This window comes from Candidatus Nanopelagicales bacterium (assembly GCA_037045355.1).
Classification (GTDB): domain Bacteria; phylum Actinomycetota; class Actinomycetes; order S36-B12.
Genome location: JBAOHO010000012.1, coordinates 117,148 through 135,495 on the forward strand (window position 1 = coordinate 117,148; position 18,348 = coordinate 135,495).

At 66.1% G+C, this 18,348-nt stretch carries 14 protein-coding genes; 11 read left to right on the plus strand and 3 right to left on the minus strand.

Annotated elements, in window-relative coordinates; all coding sequences use genetic code 11:
• Nucleotides 1-49 precede the first annotated feature (49 nt).
• Both V9E98_05350 and V9E98_05355 read left to right on the plus strand, forming a co-directional pair.
• On the plus strand, nt 50-457 hold the full coding sequence (locus V9E98_05350) for a PPOX class F420-dependent oxidoreductase (protein ID MEI2716411.1): 408 nt from the start codon (nt 50-52) through the stop codon (nt 455-457).
• Between the two features lie 81 nt (nt 458-538).
• Nucleotides 539-841, plus strand: a complete 303-nt coding sequence (locus V9E98_05355) for a helix-turn-helix domain-containing protein (protein MEI2716412.1) — start codon at nt 539-541, stop codon at nt 839-841.
• 155 nt (nt 842-996) lie between these two features.
• Here V9E98_05355 and V9E98_05360 read toward each other — a convergent pair whose 3' ends face one another.
• Entirely contained in the window at nt 997-2,547 is a 1,551-nt protein-coding gene (locus V9E98_05360; GenBank protein ID MEI2716413.1) for a hypothetical protein, read from the minus strand.
• Nucleotides 2,548-2,995: 448 nt separating this feature from the next.
• Between V9E98_05360 and V9E98_05365 the strand changes: the two genes are divergently transcribed.
• Entirely contained in the window at nt 2,996-3,472 is a 477-nt protein-coding gene (locus tag V9E98_05365) for a YbaK/EbsC family protein (GenBank protein ID MEI2716414.1), read from the plus strand.
• Between the two features lie 92 nt (nt 3,473-3,564).
• Here V9E98_05365 and V9E98_05370 read toward each other — a convergent pair whose 3' ends face one another.
• On the minus strand, nt 3,565-5,763 hold the full coding sequence (locus V9E98_05370; GenBank protein MEI2716415.1) for a hypothetical protein: 2,199 nt from the start codon (nt 5,761-5,763) through the stop codon (nt 3,565-3,567).
• 176 nt (nt 5,764-5,939) lie between these two features.
• On the opposite strand from V9E98_05370, the gene V9E98_05375 reads away from it, so the two are divergent.
• From V9E98_05375 to V9E98_05395, 5 genes are read left to right on the plus strand one after another with little or no spacing between them, the layout of a single operon-like run.
• A complete protein-coding gene (locus tag V9E98_05375) occupies nt 5,940-6,758 on the plus strand; it encodes a glycosyltransferase (protein MEI2716416.1) in 819 nt (272 codons plus the stop codon).
• A 2-nt stretch (nt 6,759-6,760) separates the two neighbouring features.
• Nucleotides 6,761-8,260, plus strand: coding sequence for an oligosaccharide flippase family protein (locus tag V9E98_05380; GenBank protein ID MEI2716417.1), 1,500 nt, complete (start codon nt 6,761-6,763; stop codon nt 8,258-8,260).
• Nucleotides 8,257-9,354: a glycosyltransferase family 4 protein gene (locus tag V9E98_05385; protein ID MEI2716418.1), complete on the plus strand. Its 1,098-nt coding sequence runs from the start codon at nt 8,257-8,259 to the stop codon at nt 9,352-9,354. Before V9E98_05380 ends, V9E98_05385 begins: the two co-directional genes overlap by 4 nt.
• Nucleotides 9,351-10,751 (plus strand): O-antigen ligase family protein, encoded by a 1,401-nt coding sequence (locus V9E98_05390; protein ID MEI2716419.1) that lies wholly within the window; start codon nt 9,351-9,353, stop codon nt 10,749-10,751. Before V9E98_05385 ends, V9E98_05390 begins: the two co-directional genes overlap by 4 nt.
• 60 nt (nt 10,752-10,811) lie before the next feature.
• Nucleotides 10,812-11,906 (plus strand): family 1 glycosylhydrolase, encoded by a 1,095-nt coding sequence (locus V9E98_05395; GenBank protein MEI2716420.1) that lies wholly within the window; start codon nt 10,812-10,814, stop codon nt 11,904-11,906.
• Here the strand turns inward: V9E98_05395 and V9E98_05400 are convergent.
• Entirely contained in the window at nt 11,885-13,942 is a 2,058-nt protein-coding gene (locus tag V9E98_05400; GenBank protein ID MEI2716421.1) for a phosphotransferase, read from the minus strand. The two genes, V9E98_05395 and V9E98_05400, sit on opposite strands and share 22 nt — an antisense overlap.
• Before the next feature lie 167 nt (nt 13,943-14,109).
• On the opposite strand from V9E98_05400, the gene V9E98_05405 reads away from it, so the two are divergent.
• Genes V9E98_05405 through V9E98_05415 form a run of 3 tightly spaced genes read left to right on the plus strand, consistent with a single transcriptional unit; the run spans nt 14,110 to nt 18,344 of the window.
• Nucleotides 14,110-14,712: a DUF5318 family protein gene (locus tag V9E98_05405; GenBank protein ID MEI2716422.1), complete on the plus strand. Its 603-nt coding sequence runs from the start codon at nt 14,110-14,112 to the stop codon at nt 14,710-14,712.
• Complete coding sequence (locus V9E98_05410; GenBank protein MEI2716423.1) at nt 14,709-16,847, plus strand: transglycosylase domain-containing protein; 2,139 nt, start codon at nt 14,709-14,711, stop codon at nt 16,845-16,847. The genes V9E98_05405 and V9E98_05410 overlap by 4 nt, the downstream gene beginning before the upstream one ends.
• Nucleotides 16,848-16,892: 45 nt before the next feature.
• The gene (locus V9E98_05415; protein ID MEI2716424.1) at nt 16,893-18,344 is read left to right on the plus strand and encodes a glycosyltransferase 87 family protein; all 1,452 of its coding nucleotides are present in this window, start codon (nt 16,893-16,895) and stop codon (nt 18,342-18,344) included.
• The last annotated feature ends 4 nt before the right edge of the window (nt 18,345-18,348 follow it).

Genomic DNA, 18,348 nt, shown 5'->3' on the forward strand with positions numbered 1-18,348 from the left:
GCCGTGTCCGGCGGCAACTGCGACTGTAAGGAGTTCCTAAGATGGTCGCGTGGGACACATCGACGACTTCGAGCGCGAGGACTACATCTCCCTGACGACCTTCCGCCGCAACGGGACCGCGGTGGCCACCCCGGTCTGGGTCGCCCGCGACGGTGATCATCTGTACGTCATCACCGAGGCATCCTCGGGCAAGGCGAAGCGACTGCGGAACTTCTCCCGCGTCATGCTGGCTCCCTGCGACATGCGGGGCAGGGTTCAGGGTACGTCGGTCGACGGCACCGCCGAACTGCTCGACGAGACAGAGAGCGCTCGAGTCGAGGCCCTGATCAACAGCAAGTACGGGTGGCAGGCGAAGGCCTTCGGGGCGATGGAGTTCGTGCGCACCCGCGTGGCCTCGGTCCGCGGCCGCCCGGCGAAGTCCAGCCGGGTGGGGATCAGGATCTCCCTCGCCGCTTGAGCAGGACCACTTCCGGTGTGATCCGCGGGATGCTGTGCGCCAAGTGGTTCCGGCACTCGGATTCCGGTATGACTAGACCTGATGACTACTTCACCGACAGCGCAACGGCAGTGGACCTTCTTCACGAACCACGGCCACGTGCTGGTCTTCGTGTCGCGCAATCCCGATGCCCGGGTGCGCGATATCGCCGCCGAGATCGGGATCACCGAACGAGCGACCCAGGCGATCCTGTCGGACCTCAGTCAGGCCGGCTACGTGACTGCCACCCGCGTCGGGCGCCGCAACACCTACAGGATTCACCCCGATCAGGCGTTCCGGCACCCGGTCGAATCCGAACACACTGTGGGAGAGATTCTGAGCGTTTTCCTCGCCGAGGATCGGTGAGGTTCCACCCCCCCTCATCCCCCTCACACCGGCCCCCTCACACCAGCCCCCCTCACACCAGCCCCCCCTCACACCGGGCGACCTTCCCATCCTCGCTGCCGCCAACGCCGCGATGAAGGCGCACTGATGTGGCGCAGTGACCCGAGGATCGAGGGTCAGGTCCAGCGGGAGTCACAACGAATGTAGATGTCCTTGGCCTCAGTGATCCGTTCGGCGGGCCGTGGGATCTGGTCGATGACCCGCTTGTCGGTACCCCAGACCTTCGGAGCATCCGCCCGAAAGTTGATCTTGTAGCAACTACCGTCCCAACTCGCCCGCCAGGTGTTCACTGTGAACCCGGCCTTCTCGATGGCTGCCGCGGCCTCCGCTCCCGTCATGCCCATCACATCGGGAACAGGACGCGGTGCCGGGCAGGAGACCTCGACCCACGGTTGCCTCACCAGACCCCGATACATCCACTTGTAGCAGGTCTTCTGGGTGCTGAACTGCACTTCACTGCCGGGGGTGACCTGGTTGAGGGGTCCGTCAGCGGCGCTGGTGGCGAACCGGGTTTCGTACAGCCAGGTGTCTTGAGGTCCGCTGCGCAGGGACGGTTGCACCACCTTGGCGGACGGCTGCCCGATCGGGAACAGGAATGCCTCGACAACCGTGAGGCCACTGCGGTCAGGGATGTCGGTGGCGATGGCCTGGATGACGGTGCCGCCGCGGACGTCGCGGTAGGCCGCGGCTGCGGAACCGAGCAACGATGGTTCGGTGACGTTGAGGCTGACGCTTTCCGACCATTGCTCTTCGGGCCACACCCCGGCGGAGACCTGCAACTGCACCGGCCCCTGTCCGATCAGCCGGGTGGTGACGGTGAACCGGTTGTCGTCACTGTCGATGACCCCGCCGGCGTCCAACTCCGCACCGTTCGCCCCTTTGATCCACACATTGATCCAGTTGCCGGGACTGAACCCGCTGGTGTGACCCTCGACGACGAAAGGCTCCCCGGAGACCACCTTGGCAGGAACAGAGTCGATGGTGACCGCGAACTCGCTCGCTGCAGCGGCAACGCTGCCGCCGCGCCGGAAGTTGGGCATGATCGACCCTGCCGGAGGATTCTTCTGGGTCGGAGCGACCGGCGGGCTGTCACCCTCGGGTGGCACCGGGTCGGGGGCTTCGCCGCTGTCATCGATCATCACACTGACCGGACCGGTGCGCGCTACGGTGCTCTGCGGTCGCGACGTGCTCTGACCGGTGCGGTCGGGCAGATCATCGACAGTGCGGTGGATCCGCTCGGCGGCGAACCGCATCGTGTCCGACGACTTGTCGTAACGAGGCCGGGACAGCACGACCTGCACCTGCCTCGGCGCCGCTGACCGCTCCACCTGATACGTCACCACCGCATTCGGCGGCGCGAAGGCGAACCGGGTTTCCCACTCCCTCAAGAAATGCCCGATCGTGACATGACTGGGATCGCGGGAGGGTCGATCGGCATACCTGCCCACCGCCCTACTCACCCCGACCAGCTTCAGCCGCATGTCGGCTTCGTCCTTGCCGGTCAGCGATCCGTTGCGTGCCGTCAACGACCACAGGTGGTCCGGCGCACCGTCACTCGACGCAGCAGGTGCCGACTCCGCCGCCGGCAACCCCACCAGCGCGCCGGCTGCCACCCCACTGGCCACGGACAGCACCACCGCGCCTACCGCCTTGCTGGATGTTCGCATGTAGTCCTCCTCGTGACCGACTGAACCGAGGATCGGCGCATCCGGGCTTGCTTCCGCGACCCCCCGAGTGTGAGCCACCACCCCGCCCACCACCAGGGTGAATGCGTCGGTGCGGGCGATTCGTCGCAAACGTCCCTCTCAACTGGAGTCGGTCTCAACCGAAGTCGGTCTCGACCGCAGTCGCAGGCCCCAAGGCCGGGCGTCGCCTTCACCGCCATCCACCCCTGGCCATCCGACCCTGGCCATCCGACCCTGGCCATCCGACCCTGGCCATCCGACATGGCTACGATCGCCTACACAGCGGGCGTGAGCCTGCGGGAGTTCCCCGTTGACACCATGCGCAACCCGCCCAACCCGCCCAACCCAGCCGCAGCAGACCCCAGACCCAGCCGATCAGACCCGGACCGCGGAGGACGAGGAGAGACCGCGGAGGACGAGGAGAGAGAACATGGTTGATCGCAACCACCCTTCCGTCGATCGTGTGGTCGCGGACCTGGAATCGAAGGGACTGGATATCCGGGTCACGTGGCTCGACGACGCCGCCACGACCGCACAAGCAGCGGCGGATGCGCTGGGGACCGAGGTCGGGGCGATCGCCAATTCCCTGATCTTCACCTTGGATGATCAACCCATCCTGGTGCTCACTTCCGGTCGACACAGAGTCGACACCGCCTGGCTCGGGGGGCGTCTGGGCGGCACCCTGCGGCGAGCCCCGGCCGAGACGGTACGACAGTCCACAGGACAGGTCATCGGCGGCGTGGCCCCGGTGGGCCACCCCGAACCACTACCGACCTACGTGGACGTCGTCCTGTCCGACTACCCCAAGGTGTGGGCTGCGGCCGGCCATGCCCACACCGTGTTCCCTCTGACCTTCTCCGATTTGGTCCGAGTGACCGGCGCAACCGTCACCCCCGTGGAGCCTTGACCCGCGCCATCGCGTCAGGTCGAGGCTCGCGAGTCATCCGAGAACAACTCACCCGAGAACAGGCATCCAAGAACAGGCCATCCGAGAACAGGTCAGCCGCGACCGGGTTTCTTCGGCCCCGGCTTCGATTTGGGGCCTGCCTTGGACTTCTTGGCCTTGGGCTTGATCTTCTTGGTCTGAACTGAACTGATCGAGGCAGCCTCATAGGTGCTGGACGCGGGGATCGTTGCCACGATCTTGAGTCGCTTACCGACATCGGCTTTGCGCGTCGTGTACTTGCGTCCCGTCGCTCCTCGGATCTTCTTGGTGCCGCGGTACCACTGGTACGTCATCGTGCCGCTCGGCGTGAAACGACCGGTCGTCGACTTCAGCTTGGCACCCTGACGCTTCTTGCCGGTGATCTTCGGCTTGCTGGACGCCTTGCGCAGGCCCTTGTCGCCCATCACCGAGTCGGACGTGGCCGTCGCCTCCACGTAGCCGGGATTGGTCGTTGTGACCTTCGCGAAGATGGTCGAACCGATGTCCTCCGGCTGCAGTGTGTAACGCAGACCGGTGGCCCCATTGATGGGCGTGACCGCAGCCGCGGACTGCGCGCCGGCGGACTGGCGGTACCAGACGACGTCCGGATCGTTCGGCCAGATGCTGAACACATCGGACAGGTCGACCTCAAGGATGTTCCCGTACCGCGCATCGCCACCGGGGATCGGCGTCAACGACTGGTCGTCAGGGTTGTAGTACTTGATCTGCGGCACCGAGAGCACCTGAATGATGCCCCGCTCGACGATTGCGGTCGGGTCCGACTGCGCCGACTCGACGTCCGCGTAGCCGGTGAGGTGACCCCACGCGGACACCGTAAGCCGGGTCCCGGCGTCAGCATCGCCAAGGACATAGGTGGCGTTGTCCGCATGCGGAATCGGCTGCCCGTCGCGATACCACTGGTACGTGACCGCGTGCGGCGTCGGGGTGAACGTGACACCGCTGACATCAGCGGTGAGCGTCTCCCCCGCGATGGCCTGCCCGGTGATCCCTGGCTTGCCGGTGACACTCAGGACACCGTCGCCGACAGCAGCTGTCTCAGCCGTGAACAGGGTCAGTGGGATGTAACCCGCCTTGGACACCACCAACTCGGCGCTCAAACGCTTCCCCCGCTGGTCAGAGGTGGGCGTATACGTCGTGCCGGTGGCCCCTGGGATCGGCTGACCTTCCGCCAGCCATTGGTAGGTGATCGTGTCGGGCGTCGGAACGTACTGACCGGGATCGACGGTCAACGTGGCCCCGACGGCCGGGGTGCCTGAGATCGACGGTGCGACGGTGTTCTTGATGTCGCTGATCGTCACCGGGCGCGAGGTTGCCGTGTCCGAGTCCAGCCCCGGGAACGAGGCCGTGACCTTGACCGTCACCTGCTTGCCCAGGTCACCGGTGGTGGGCACGTACGTCTTGTCCGTCGCTCCTGTGATGTCAGCGCCATTCGCCTGCCACTGGTACGAGTAGGCGAAGTCGGTCCCGGCGGGTTCGAAGTCCCCGTCGGTGTTCACGGTCAGGGTCTCCCCCGGATGCGGGGCACCCAGGATCATCGGCTGACCGACTGCGAGGATCCACAGAGCCTGCTTGTCCGACAGTTGCATGGTCGGGCGATGCTCGATGGGGTCGAACCCGTCGCCGTTCTGGGTGCACGACATCTGGACGGCGCCCTTGATGTCGGTGTCAGGTGAGTCCGAGCGGCCCGACGAAAGGTCCCGGGCCAGCAGGGCAGCCACCGCGGCCACGACCGCTGCCACAACGACTGCCAGAGCCAGCAGCAGCGCGCGACTGAAGCCACTGGGATTCTCTGGCGGTACGGCGGGCGAGAGCAGCTTGGGCACGAAGTACTCCTTGTACGTCGTGTCCTGGAGTGTTTGAGTGGCCATCTCGTTCGCGAGCAGAGCGGCAGTCTCGGGATCGTCGGCAGTGGCAGTCGTCGTCAGGTTCAGCGTGGCGCTGGGAATCTCGATCGACACCGCCCGCTCGACGTCCTTGGCGGACAAGCCCGCCTTCTGTCCCACACGCTGTGTCACCTCGGGGGAAAGCAGGTAAGTCGGAATCTGAGAGGCGACCGTTCGCAGGAAAGTGTCCGACATCGATCTCGTCGGGACCAGCCCGACCACGGACTCCGACTGGTACTCCTTCTGCTGAGTCACGATGATGACACCGGCCGGGACCAGCACCACAAGGGCGCCGACAAGTGCGGCGATCCAGTGCTGCCGTATCGCGATCAGAACACCAGCCAAGCCGGTCGGGTTCGGGTGACTCACGCTCGGCAGGCTACTGCCTGGCAGCAGATGTCGGTACCAACAGGGTTGACCCGCTCCATGCTGAGCGGATGACGAGTGAGTAGTGGGACTACTCGCGAGGAAGACAACGCCGCAGATCGCCGCTGCCGGGCGCGAAGGGGCCAGGCACTTCCCGCTCGGACACTAGGCTCATACCTGTGACCGAACTACGACAGCGAGTGGTGGTTCTCATCCCCTACTTCGAGAACCCGGCGGGGCTGGAGCGGTCGCTGGAATCGATCCGTCCCGACGAGCCGTGCGACGTCCTGGTGGTGGATGACGGCAGTACCGAGGAACCCCTGGACGAGGACGGTGCTCGTGGGCATTGCCATGTTCAGGGCCGCTTGTACGTTCTGAGGCTCGACTCGAACCAGGGCATCGAGGGCGCTCTGAACGCGGGGCTGAGGTGGATCCAAGAAGCCGGTTACGAGTTCGTCGCCCGCCTCGACTGCGGCGACCGCAACCATCCGGGACGGATCGCCCGCCAGTTGCGGTTCCTCGACCAGAATCCCGATGTTGTGCTGGTCGGTACACGAGCCGTCTACGTGGATCTCGAAGGTGTCGAGCAGTTCGTGCTGCCGCTACCTGCCGACCACGAAGACATCCTCGCCTACCTGCGCAAGAACAGCGCCTTCATGCACCCTTCCGTCATGTTCCGCACCTCGATCCTGCGGATCACCGGGCTCTACCCCACCCGTTATCCACGGGCCGAGGACTACGCCCTGTTCTGGGAGATGGCCAAAGCGGGCAGGGTTGCCAACATCCCAGAACCACTCATCGATTACGAACTCGATCCCCGCAGCTTGTCTCTGGCCGGCCGAGATGAGCAGTTGCGTTCGCGGTTGGCGATTCAGCGCCACAACAGTGACGGATCCTGGGCCGCCCGACGCGGCATCCTGCGGACCCGACTCCTGCTGGCGTTGCCCTACGAGACCGCCCTGCGGATCAAGTCGTTCCGGAACCGGCGGGATCGCTGACGGTGTCCAAGCAAGTCGACCCACCGCGGAAACCCGACGACGCGGGATCCCCGGAGGTCCCCATAGCGCCAGCCACGGCCAAGTCGTCCGCGAAAGCAGCGGGGGCCTTGGCGATCGCGGAGATGGCGGGCAAGGGCGCCTCATTCGTCATGTTCGCTCTCGCGGCCCGCGAGCTGGGGGTCGATGACTTCGGTGTCTTCTCGTGGGCCTTCGCCATCGGAATGCTGGCGAACTCCTTCGTGGTGTGGGGCTTCGACATCATTCAGGTCCGCGACGGGAGCAAGGACCCAGCTCGGGTCCCGGTGATCTTGGCGAACATCCTGGCCATGCGGGTGGTGATGGGTGCGGTCGCCCTCGCTGTCGTCATGGCCGTTACGTGGAACGACCCGGAGAGCACCCCGGCGGTCATGTTCCTCGTGACGGTGGCCTGCCTCGTCGACACGGTGAACGACTCCGTACGCGCGGCTGCGGCCGCCTATCGCAAACTCGCGATGTTCTCCAAACACCTGGTCATCCAGCGGCTGCTCACTGCGACCTTGGCCGTGGCGGCATTGCTCGCCGGTGGCGGCCTGCTGGCGTTCTCTGCCGCGTACTGCGTGGGAACCATCCTGGGGGTCGTATGGATCCTGGGGGTCGCCACTCGGATGGGCGCGCCGATCAAGTGGGGCAACCTCTCGTGGCACGACATGAAGTGGCTCCTCAAAGAGTCGAAGGTGCTGGGGATCTTCACGATCGTGAACATGGCGGTGTTCCGCATCGACACCGTCATGCTGGGCAGCCTGGGTTCCGTCGCGGAGGTCGGGTACTACGCCGTCGCGTACAAGATGTTCGAGACGGTCTTGTTCATCGTCTGGTCGGTCGCTCGGGTCGCCACACCGGAGATCGCCTCCGCCACGGTTGTCCGCCGGGCTCGGCGCACCTACGAGACAGCAGTCGCGTCGGCCCTTTCGGTCATGACGCCCTACGTGGTTGTGCTGATCCTCAGCGGGGGTGCGGTGGCCGCGTTGATCTTCGGATCCGACTACGAACAAGGCGCCGAAGCCGCGACGGCCTGGTTGGGCGTGGCGCTGATCCCGTACACCGTGCAGTACTTGTCGGGCTCCGCCGTCATCGCGCGCGGTCACAACGTGACCGTGTTGGTCGGTTCCGTGACTGCGCTGATCGTCAATGTCGGGCTGAACGTGTGGTTGATCCCCATCTACGGTGCGGCCGGAGCGGCATTCGCCACGATGGTGACCCTGCTCGCCCAGGGTGCCGTTCTGTTGGTGACTGTCTGGAAAGCATTCGCGGGGATCTCCTTGTGGCGCCCGCTCATCCATTTGCCCATCGCCGGTGCTGCCATGGTTCCGGTCCTGCTGTTGGTCGGTCCCGTCATTGTGGCGGCGCCGCTGGCGGGGCTCGTGTACGTATTGGTGTGGTTCGTAGTCGGGCGACTGGTCGACCCCGCTGCCGTGACCGGGGTGCTGGCTTTGGTCCGCCGCGAACGTGAGGAGGCAGCATGACGCGAGTGGCTGTGGTCTCCGCCTTCGCGACAATGGGCGGATCCGAGCAGTGGATCCTTGGCGTGGTGGATCACGGCGGCCCCCGGATCAGGTGGCGGTTCGTCGTCCTGCAGGATGGCCCGTTCGTCGCGGAACTCCGTGACCGCGGAATCCCGGTCGATGTGGTCCCCACCGGGGCGTCGCCGGGGCAGTTGTTCTCGTCCAGCCTGCGGATCCGCCGCCTGCTCGCCGCCGCTCCGCCACAGGTCATCGTCGGCAACGGCGCCAAGGCTCAACTGGCCGCGCTGCCTGCGGCGCGGTGGCTGCGACTCCCCGCCATATGGGTCAAGCACGACCATTCCTTCGACCGCTGGTTGGCTCGACCGCTGGGCCGCGCGGTCACCGCCGTCGTCAGCACGGCACAGGAGGTCGGGGCTCCCACCCGCCGATCGGACCTCGTGATCATCGAGCCACCCCGACCACCTGCCCCGCTGCCCAACGGCGACGCGAGCCGAATCCTGCAGGAGCATGGGTGGATTCCGGGTCGCCCTACGGTTGCCATGATCACGAGACTGGTCCCGTACAAGGGAGTCGATGTCGCCATCGAAGCTCTGACTTCGGCTCCGGATTGGCAACTCCTGGTCATCGGCGGGGAGGATGCGGCCGCACCCGGAGAGCGCAGCCGCCTGGAAGCCCTGGCCGCCGACCTGGGGCTGAGTGAACGAGTCACGTTCACCGGCCAGGTTCCTGAGGCCGGCAGAACGCTGACCGCGGTCGCGGCGCTCACTGTGCAAACCCGTCCCAGTCCGGAGCGCAACGCTCCGGATCGGGAGGGCTTCGGGATCGTCGGCATGGAGGCAATGCTCGCGGGCATCCCCGTGATCATGGCCGGTACGGGGCCCATCGCCTCCCGACTCACGACACCCGACGGCCCCGCCGGAGTTGTGGTCCCCCAGTCCGATCCCACCGCCACAGCAGCAGCACTGCGGGAACTGAGTGACCCCGTCCTGCGCCGGCGGATGGGAGAGGCAGGCAGAAGGGCCGCTGAGCAGCATCCCGGCGACAACGAGGTCGCCGCGGCGATGATCGCGGTGATCGAGGAGCTGGTCGCGTGACAACGCTGCTTCCTCTCCTGATCGCCGGGGTTCTGGCGCTGGCCATCGGTGCCGTGCTGCTGGAGCGTCCCGAGTGGGCGGTCGTGGGCTTGTGCCTCGCGTCGCCGGTGGGTCTGCTCTACATCGGGGCAGCCCAGGTCATCACCGTCGTCGCGATCGGCGTGATCGCGGTCATGATCGGGTCGCGGTGGAGTGCCGGGAAACAACCGTTCCCCCCGATCGCGCTCAGCGGCGCCATCCTGTTCTGGACCGTCACTGTCCTGCTCTCGATCGCCCTGTCGCCCTACCGCGCCGATGCGGCACTCTTCGGTCTCTGGCTGATCGTTTCCGGGCTCTTGGCGCTGTCCGTTCCCGGTATCGCCGACAGCAGTGAGCGCTTGCGCCCCATCATCTATGCCTGGCTCATCAGCGCTATCGCCATTGTCGTCGTCGGGCCGTTCATCAAGGCCCCCACACCGGCGCAGGAGGGCGAGGTATCCGCCGCCTACGGGGGGGCCGTGATCGTGGGCCGGGCAACGTCGGTGTTCGGCCAGCCGAACGAGTACGGCGTGTACTGCATGATGATGCTTCTGGTTGCCATCGCGGTGCTCGTCAGGGGAAAGGGCTGGCTGCGCTGGGTCGCACTCGCTGCTGCCGTGGCCACGGCCACCGGTCTGATCCAGTCGTACTCACGGGGCGCGTGGGTGGGCGCTATCGCCGGGCTGATCGTCTTGGTCGTGATCGACCCACGGGCCCGCAAGCCTGTCCTGGGCGGAGCACTGGCGGGCGGACTCGCCCTGACCGCCTACGCCGCGGTCGCGCCATCGGACCCAGCGGTCGAACTGGTCGTCAGCCGGTTCAACTCGATCATGAACCCGGCGTCGAACCCGGCCGATGATCGGCCGGCCATCGTGGCCGAGGGGGTGCGCCAGTTCGGCGCTTTCCCATGGTTCGGAGTTGGCCCGAACGCCTACCCCCTCGAAGGCTCTACCAGCAGATCACTGGAACAGACCGTAGGAGGATTGCACGCCCACAACACTGTGCTCACAGTCGCCGCCGAACAGGGACTCTTCGGCGTGGCAGCGATGCTGGCCATCATGGCGGTGGTGGTGGTGACGTGTGTCCCGATGCTGCCTGTCGTCATGGGGCGCAAGGGGATGGGATGGCCCAGTGAGAACGATTGGGTCGCCGCCGTGCTGGTAGGAACCATCGCGGCGCTGAGCGCCATCATGGTGTCGGGCATGGTCGACTCGCCGCTTCGCAACGCACTCATGCGTACGACACTGTGGTTCACGATCGGTGTGGCAGTCGCTGCCGGTGAGATTCTGCGCCGTGCTGCCGTGAACCCTCCCGACATACTCCAGACGGGTGACCCTCGATCACTCGAACAGAGCAATAGATCGGGCAATTCGCCCTGAGATGCCGATAGATCGCCGTCAACGCTCAAGTAGGGGCTTTGGCATTCCGATGCCTGAAATATGGGTACGGGCAGTTTCACCATGTCGCGGTTGGGGGCCGTGGTGGTGGCGTTTGCCGTCGCGCTCGCACTGTTGATGGTGCCTCAGACCACCTCTCAGGCTGTTGGTGCCGTGACGGGTTCGGGCCCTGAGTTCGGGGTTCAGTTCCACGGGACCTGGGGCGACTACGACGATTCCGAGCGGGCCACGGTCCTCGATGCATTACACAGCAACGGGGCCAGCACGGTTCGCATCGACGTGTCGTGGCGGATGCTGCAACCCGACGGCCCGGGCGCCTTCGATGAGTGGGGGACCAGCCAGGTGGAGGCGGCTATCGCCGCGGCCGAGGTCCACGGTCTGCGTCCTCTGGTGACGCTGTGGATGGCACCATCCTGGGCCACCGGATCCGATGATGAGCGGGTCCCGCCCAGCACCCCGACTGCACTCACCGCGTGGCAGGACTTCACCGCCGCGATGGTCAAGCGGTACGGCGATCGGGTCGACGCGTGGGAGATCTGGAACGAGCCCAACCACAACGACTTCATGCGAGGCGCGTCCCCGAGCACCTACGCACAGGTCCTGCGGTCAGCACATGCCGGCATCAAGAGTGTGGATCCCGCGGCCACCGTCGTGTTCGGCGGGACCCAGTACGTCGACGTCACCTGGGTCAAGAAGGTGTTCGCCGCCGGTGGAACCACGTATGACGTCATGGGTGTGCACCCCTACCAGGGGGTCTCCGACGAAGCCCCCGAACTACCCGACAACGGTTCGATGTACCGGATGGGACGGGTCCCCAAGTTGTACGCCGCGATGCGTCAGGCAGGCCACGAGTCACGCTCCATCTGGTTCACCGAGTTCGGGTGGCGCGCCAGCCCCAACCGCCCCGGAATCCCTCACTGGAAGCGGGGAGTCACCCCCAAACGTCAAGCCGCCTACCTGGTGCGGTCCCTTGCTCATGTCCGCACGTCCATGCCTTTCGTGGAGCGCATGTACTGGTACACGGACCGCGCCGACAGTTCCGACCCGAAGCGTGCCGGATACGGCCTGGTCCTGCCGGACGGATCCGCCACCCGGGCGTTGAAAGCCGCCGGCGCCTACCTCGCTTCCAGCAGCTGACGCCACTTCCTCGCCTCAGCCAGCGTCGTGTGCGCCAACGCGATGTTTGCTGGATTCTGATGCTTCCGAGGAGCAGCCAAGTTCTCAGCCAACTGCCGTAGGGCGAGCCAATGGATCAACAGGCCGATGCCCGGCAGACGCTCCGGCGAGACGGTAGCAAGGAACGACTCCAGCAGCAGGTCACGGTCGGAGCGGTGCTCCAGCGTGGACCACAGGCGTACCTCATCCGTCCCCAAGGTTCCGTTACCGACGAACTCCCAGTCGATGACCCGCACTCCCGTTGCGGCGTGCATCACGTTGGCGTTGCTGAAGTCGCCGTGGACGAGGGCATCCGCGGGTAGCAGCGCTGCTTCGGATCGGACCTGGCGGAACTCCCGCATCGGCAGCCGGCCGATCAGCGCCCGGATCACGCGCTGGGGCATGCTGCGGCGGCTCCCCTTCCAGGTGGACACCGAGGCCGGCGGCGGTGTGGTCGCGGACCGGATCTGCTGCGCGGCCGCCAAAGAGGCGGCAACGTAGTCGGGTCCCTCGGGAGATCGACTGTCGATGAACTCAGCGATCAGCCAGCCAGGACCCTGCCCGACCAGTTGCGGCACCGGAACCCCACTGTCTGCGGCCCACGAACACGCCGCGGACTCGTGTGCCAACTGGATCGCCGCGGACTGATTCTGCGCGACCGTCACCAGCACGGGGCGGGCGTGGTCAGCCGTCTGGGCCCGCCAGCGTTTCATGGGGCGGGGAGGACCGGGCTTATCGAGGGGAATCGGCGGGGGTTCCCGGAGCACCAGTGAACGCCACTCCTCGGAAGCCGCCGGTGCGGCCGACTCGGGCGATCCGGTGCCGACGATGCGGCGCACTGGCCCCAGTTGGCGCACGAAGGTAAACCATGGCGAGGGATCGTCGGCAGCCCACCATGCTCGTTCACTCCCCCAGGCCTGAACGGGACCGTGCCCGGTCGTGGTGGGGGTGCCCCGCTGCGCCAGGTAGGCCTTCTGGTCGAGGACTCCAACGACGTGGCGGACGCCGTCGACCTGGCGGCCGGGCGGGACCGATCTCCCGGTCAGCACCAGGTGGAGCGCTCGGACGACATCGATGTCGGCAGTCGAGCGAAATGTCCGAAACTGCGCCCCCCGGCGCGGGTTGAAGTCGAGCAACTTGAACTGGCCGTCGCGTTCGTCGAAGCGCCAGTCCATGTCGCACACACCCGCGTACCCGACCTTCTGGCAGAAGTCCTGTGCGATGTCCACCAAGGCGGAGTTGTACCGCGACTCCGACAGGGTCCCGACGCCGGTCGCATCCGGGTAGGCGCGCAGTTTGAGCCCGGAGAACGCGACAGCGGGGACATGGTCGTCCGTCAGTGTGGCTGCGACGTACCAGTCCTGGCTGGTGGCCTGAGGGATGAACTCCTGAATCACCAAAGGCCTGCCCGGAGTCCAGTCGGTCAACAAGCTGTCCAGTTCGGCCTCCGTCTCCACCTTGGTCGTCGCAGGGACGGCGCGTGCGACCAGCCGAGTGAACGGTTCCGGGTTCTTCACGACGAGAGGGAAGGGCGCGGTCTTGGCGAACGCGCGCACCTCGTCGCTCGTCGTCGGCGCGATGGTGCGCGGAGCCGGGGTCCCGAGGCTCTGACACAGTGCTGCCAACGCAGCCTTGTCAGCGAGCCGGTCGGGCAGATCGGGTGCGACGGTGGGCAGCAGCAAGACGTCATCGAGGTCGGCGCGTCGTCGGGCCAGCAGCACAGCGGACTCATCGTCGCCCGCGATCGCGACAGCCGCTCGGCCGACCGTCGCGCAGGCCCGTCGGATTCCGGCGACCAGTTCGTCTTCCGGTTCCTCGCCAGTCGTCGACCACTCCACGACACCTGTGACGTACTTGGAAGACGTCACAGGATGGTCGGTGTCGCGCAGCGCGACGTACACCGCGATACCCACGCGACCCAGAGTCCGGACCGTCGCCAGGGCACCGTAATCCCAGGCGTGATCGCCGATCATCAAGAGAAGGGCCGGAACGGAGGTCTCGTAGTCGACCCGGGTCATCCGAACACCTCCGTCTCGCTCATGGTGGCACGCGAGACCACGCTGTTGTCAGTCCAGAGCCCGCTTCTCGATTCGTGGCGCGATCGCCATTTCAAGGAGTCTCGGCTGGGTAACAGCCGCTGGGCGTTACTGGGCGGGAACGAGGGGCCGACCGTACCCTCGAAGGCATGGCTTCCCCGCGGCAGAACTCCACCCCACGGGGCAGCCGCGTGGTCTCCAGGGGGCCCACCAAGGCCCGACCTGAGCCCCTTCCCGAGCCCGAGAACGTCGCCGATCCGACTCGGCCGCGCCAAGTTGTGAACTATGTCATGCAGCGCCGTGCGGCCCTGCGGGGTTTGATGCGCAACGGATTGCGGGATGACCTCTGCGACGCAGACCCTATGTTGCTGCGGACTGCCAAGTACCACGGTGAACCCGCGGGTCGTCCGTGTCCCGTGTGTCAGCGTCCGGATCTGACGCAGCTGACGTACACGTTCGGCGCCGAGATGGGCGAACTGTCCGGACGGGTCCGCGCAACAGAAGAACTGAAGACGTTGGCGTACGAGTACGGCGCCTTCCGCGTGTACATCGTGGAAGTGTGCCGCCGCTGTCACTGGAACCACTTGGTGCTTTCGTACGTCCTCGGTGATGGGTGCCCGCGCACAGGCGCGGGCAGGGGCGATGGAACCCCGCGCACAGGCGCGGGCAGGGGCGATGGAACCCCGCGCACAGGCGCGGGCAGGGGCGATGGAACCCCGCGCACAGGCGCGGGCAGGAGAGGAAACACGTGATCGACTACCCACGGTCGGGACGGACCGGTGTCGGCAGGCTGATCCCGTCATGGAAGTTGGTCCTGGGGGGATTGGTCACCGTGGCGCTGATCGGCGTCGGCCTGTTCGTCCTCGCCGTCTACGTGCTCCCGGTCCCGCAGCCGAACGATGTCGCGATCGCCGAGACCACCAAAGTCATGTACGCCGACGGCAAGACCGAAGTCGGTCGCATCGGCGATGTCCGGCGCACGAGCGTGCCGCTGTCCGATGTCCCCGAAGATGTGCAGTACGCGATGCTTGCCGCCGAGGACCGGACGTTCTATGACCATGGCGGGTTCTCGCCCGAGGCGATCGGCCGGGCCGTGTGGAACAACTTCACGGGCGGCAGCACCCAAGGCGGCTCGACGATCACGCAGCAATATGTCAAGAACGCCTACCTGACCCAGGACCAGAACGTCCTGCGCAAGGCCAACGAACTGATCCTGGCCGTCAAACTGGAGACCATTGAATCCAAGGACGAGATCCTCGAGAACTACCTCAACACGATCTACTTCGGTCGGGGCGCCTACGGAATCGAGGCAGCTGCGGAGGCCTACTACCGGAAGTCGGCGGATGAGCTGACAGTCTCCGAGGGCGCCGCGCTCGCCGGACTGGTCCAATCACCGGGCAACTACGAACCGTCCTTGTTCGAAGATCGCCTGACGGAACGCTGGAACTACGTCTTGGACGGCATGGTGGAAAAGGGGTGGCTCACGCCCGCCGAACGAGCCGACATCACATTTCCCAAGTTCAAGAAGCAGGACAAGAGCAACCAACTGGCGGGCCAGAACGGATACATCCTCGAAGCTGTCAAGCGCGAGATGGTCGAGAAGGGTTGGAGCGAGGCCGAGATCGACGGTGGCGGTCTGACCATCACCACGTCCATCAAGAAGGACGCCCAAGAGGCCGCCGTTGCCGCCGTGCAGAGCGGCGGGCCGCAGTACGACACCCGCGGAGTGCGGATCGGGCTCGTTGCCGTCGAGCCGGACAGTGGTCGGATCATGGCCATCTACGGTGGTGAGGACTACCTCGACGATCAGCTCGACAACGCGCTTCAGGCCCACGCCCAGGGTGGTTCGACTTTCAAGGCCTTCGGCTTGGCTGCGGCCATCGAGAAGGGCTACACGCTCGACACGGTCTTGAACGGTAGTTCTCCGGCGACTGTCGACGGTTACACGCTGGAGAACTTCGGCAACTCGTCCTTCGGGCCCGTCAGCCTGCTCACCGCCACGACAAACTCGATCAACACCGCCTATGTGCAACTCGAGAGCGAAGTCGGGGTCAACGACACCATCGACGCCGCCGAGCGGGCCGGGCTGCCGAAGGACACCCCCGGGGTCGAGAAGAACCTCACGTTCGTGCTCGGCTCCCCGTCGCCGCGTCCCATCGACATGGCCAGCTCTTTCGCCACCTTCGCCGCCCGAGGCGTGCATCACGAGCCGACCATCTTGAAGGAGATCACCCGCAATACCGGTGAGATCGCGTATCGGTCCGACGAGAAGGGTGATCGGGTCTTCGACGAGGACACGATGGACACCGTGAACTACGCCTTGCAGTCGGTTGTCAACAGCGGCACCGCAACGCGGGCTTCGTGGGTCGGGCGACCCGTCGCGGGCAAGACCGGAACCACCGATGACAGCAAGTCCGCGTGGTTCGTGGGATACACGCCGCAGATGTCGGCGGCCGTGATGATGACCAAGGCCGACAAGAAGGGCCGCCCAGTCAGTCTGGACGGCACCGGCGGCAACTACTCGATCACGGGCGGATCGTTCCCGGCCGCCATCTGGGCGGACTTCGCGTCTGCGGCATTGGCCGACGAACCGATCGAGTACTTCACCGAACCCGGCAGCGACATGCCCACGACCACCGCCCCCGCACCCACGACTGCCCCGACGTGGGAGCCGTCGGCACCCACGGGTACGCCGACACCCAGTGGACCGTCCTCGGCGACATCCACTCCCACCACCACCCCCGAACCGACCGGGACCGGAGGTCTTGCCGTTCCGGAGCAGGAAGCTCCCGTTGATCCGGGGCTTCCACGTCAAGGAGCCGAGCAGCCAGCCGTTCCGCCACAGAACGGGCAAACACAACAGTTCCGTCGGCGTATCCCCGACTGAACCCGTCACCACCTCCCGCATCACCCGACCGCGTAGAGTCCTCCCGTGAAGTCGGTGCCGGGTAGTGGACCCGAAGGGATCCCGACCGTCGCCCCCACCCGGTCCGATCCCGCCATGGCGGCCGGTGCCGAGATCCTGGGTGGGCCGGCGGGCAGCCATAGCGCGGGTGGCGGCCTCTGGACCCCGTTGCGGATCATCGTCATCGTGGGCAGCGCCGTTTTCTGGCTCGGGTTTCTGCGCACCTACCCCTGTATCAGCAACGGTTGGTTGGATCCGGACCGCTATGAGGCGCTGTGCTACTCGGACATCCCGGTGCTGTACTCGTTGCGCGGTCTGGCCGACGGAATGGTCCCTTACCTGGAATGGCCGACGTCCGGGCACCCTCTGGAGTACCCGGTCCTGATCGGAGGCCTGCTGTGGGTGTTGGCAGCAGTCACCCGGCTGCTCACCGGCGGCGCACCGGATGCCACGGTGTTCTACGTCGTCAATGCGATCGCTTTGTTCGCCTTCTTCCTCACGGCGTTGGTCGCCACCGCGCTCACCGTTCGGGGTCGGGTCTGGGACGGGCTCATGTTGGCCGCTGCGCCGGCGATGCTCCTGGCGTCTTTGGTCAACTGGGATTGGCCCGCGGTCGCGCTGACTGCCCTGTTCCTGCTCGCCTGGTCGCGTCGGCATCCGGCCTGGGCCGGCATCGCGCTGGGGCTCGCCGTCGCGGCCAAGTTCTATCCCCTGCTTCTGCTCGGACCACTGTTCCTGTTGTGCCTGCGAGGGTGGCGGCTGCGGGACTTCGCCATCACGTTGGCCGCGACGATCGCCGCGTGGCTCGCGGTCAACGTGCCCGTCATGGTGAAGGGATTCGATGGCTGGTCGTACTTCTTCACGTTCTCGGCGGAGCGCGGCCAGGATTTCGGGTCCTTGTGGTTGGCCTTGCAGACAGCCGGATTCGGCGTTTCCGCGGAGGTCCTGAACAACGTCGCAACGGCGGCGTTCCTTATTCTGTGCGCCGCTCTGGGTGCTTTGATCCTGCTCGCGCCGCGACGCCCCCGTATCGCTCAGGTCTCATTCCTTGTGGTGGCCGCGTTCCTGGTGACGAACAAGGTCTACTCGCCGCAGTTCGTGCTGTGGCTGCTCCCACTGGCCATTCTTGCCCGACCGCGGTGGCGCGATGTCATCTGGTGGCAGTTGGCCGAGGCCGTCTATTTCGTCTCGGTGTGGTGGTACCTCGTCGGGCTGTCCGGCGAGAACAAAGGACTGCCCGAGCAGTGGTACGCGGCAGCCATCATGGTGCACATCGGGGCCACGGTGCTGTTCGCTGGGCTCGTGGTTCGCGACATTGTGTGGCCCAGTCACGACCCCGTGCGTTCCGACGGAGTCCCCGAGCACAGCGATGATCCGGGCGGAGGAGTGCTCGATGGTGTCCCCGACTGGGGCCGGCCCCCCACGCCGGCGGACCCGGTCGCGGCGGTCCCCGCCGCGGGCTCGGTTGCGAAGCCCTGACCAG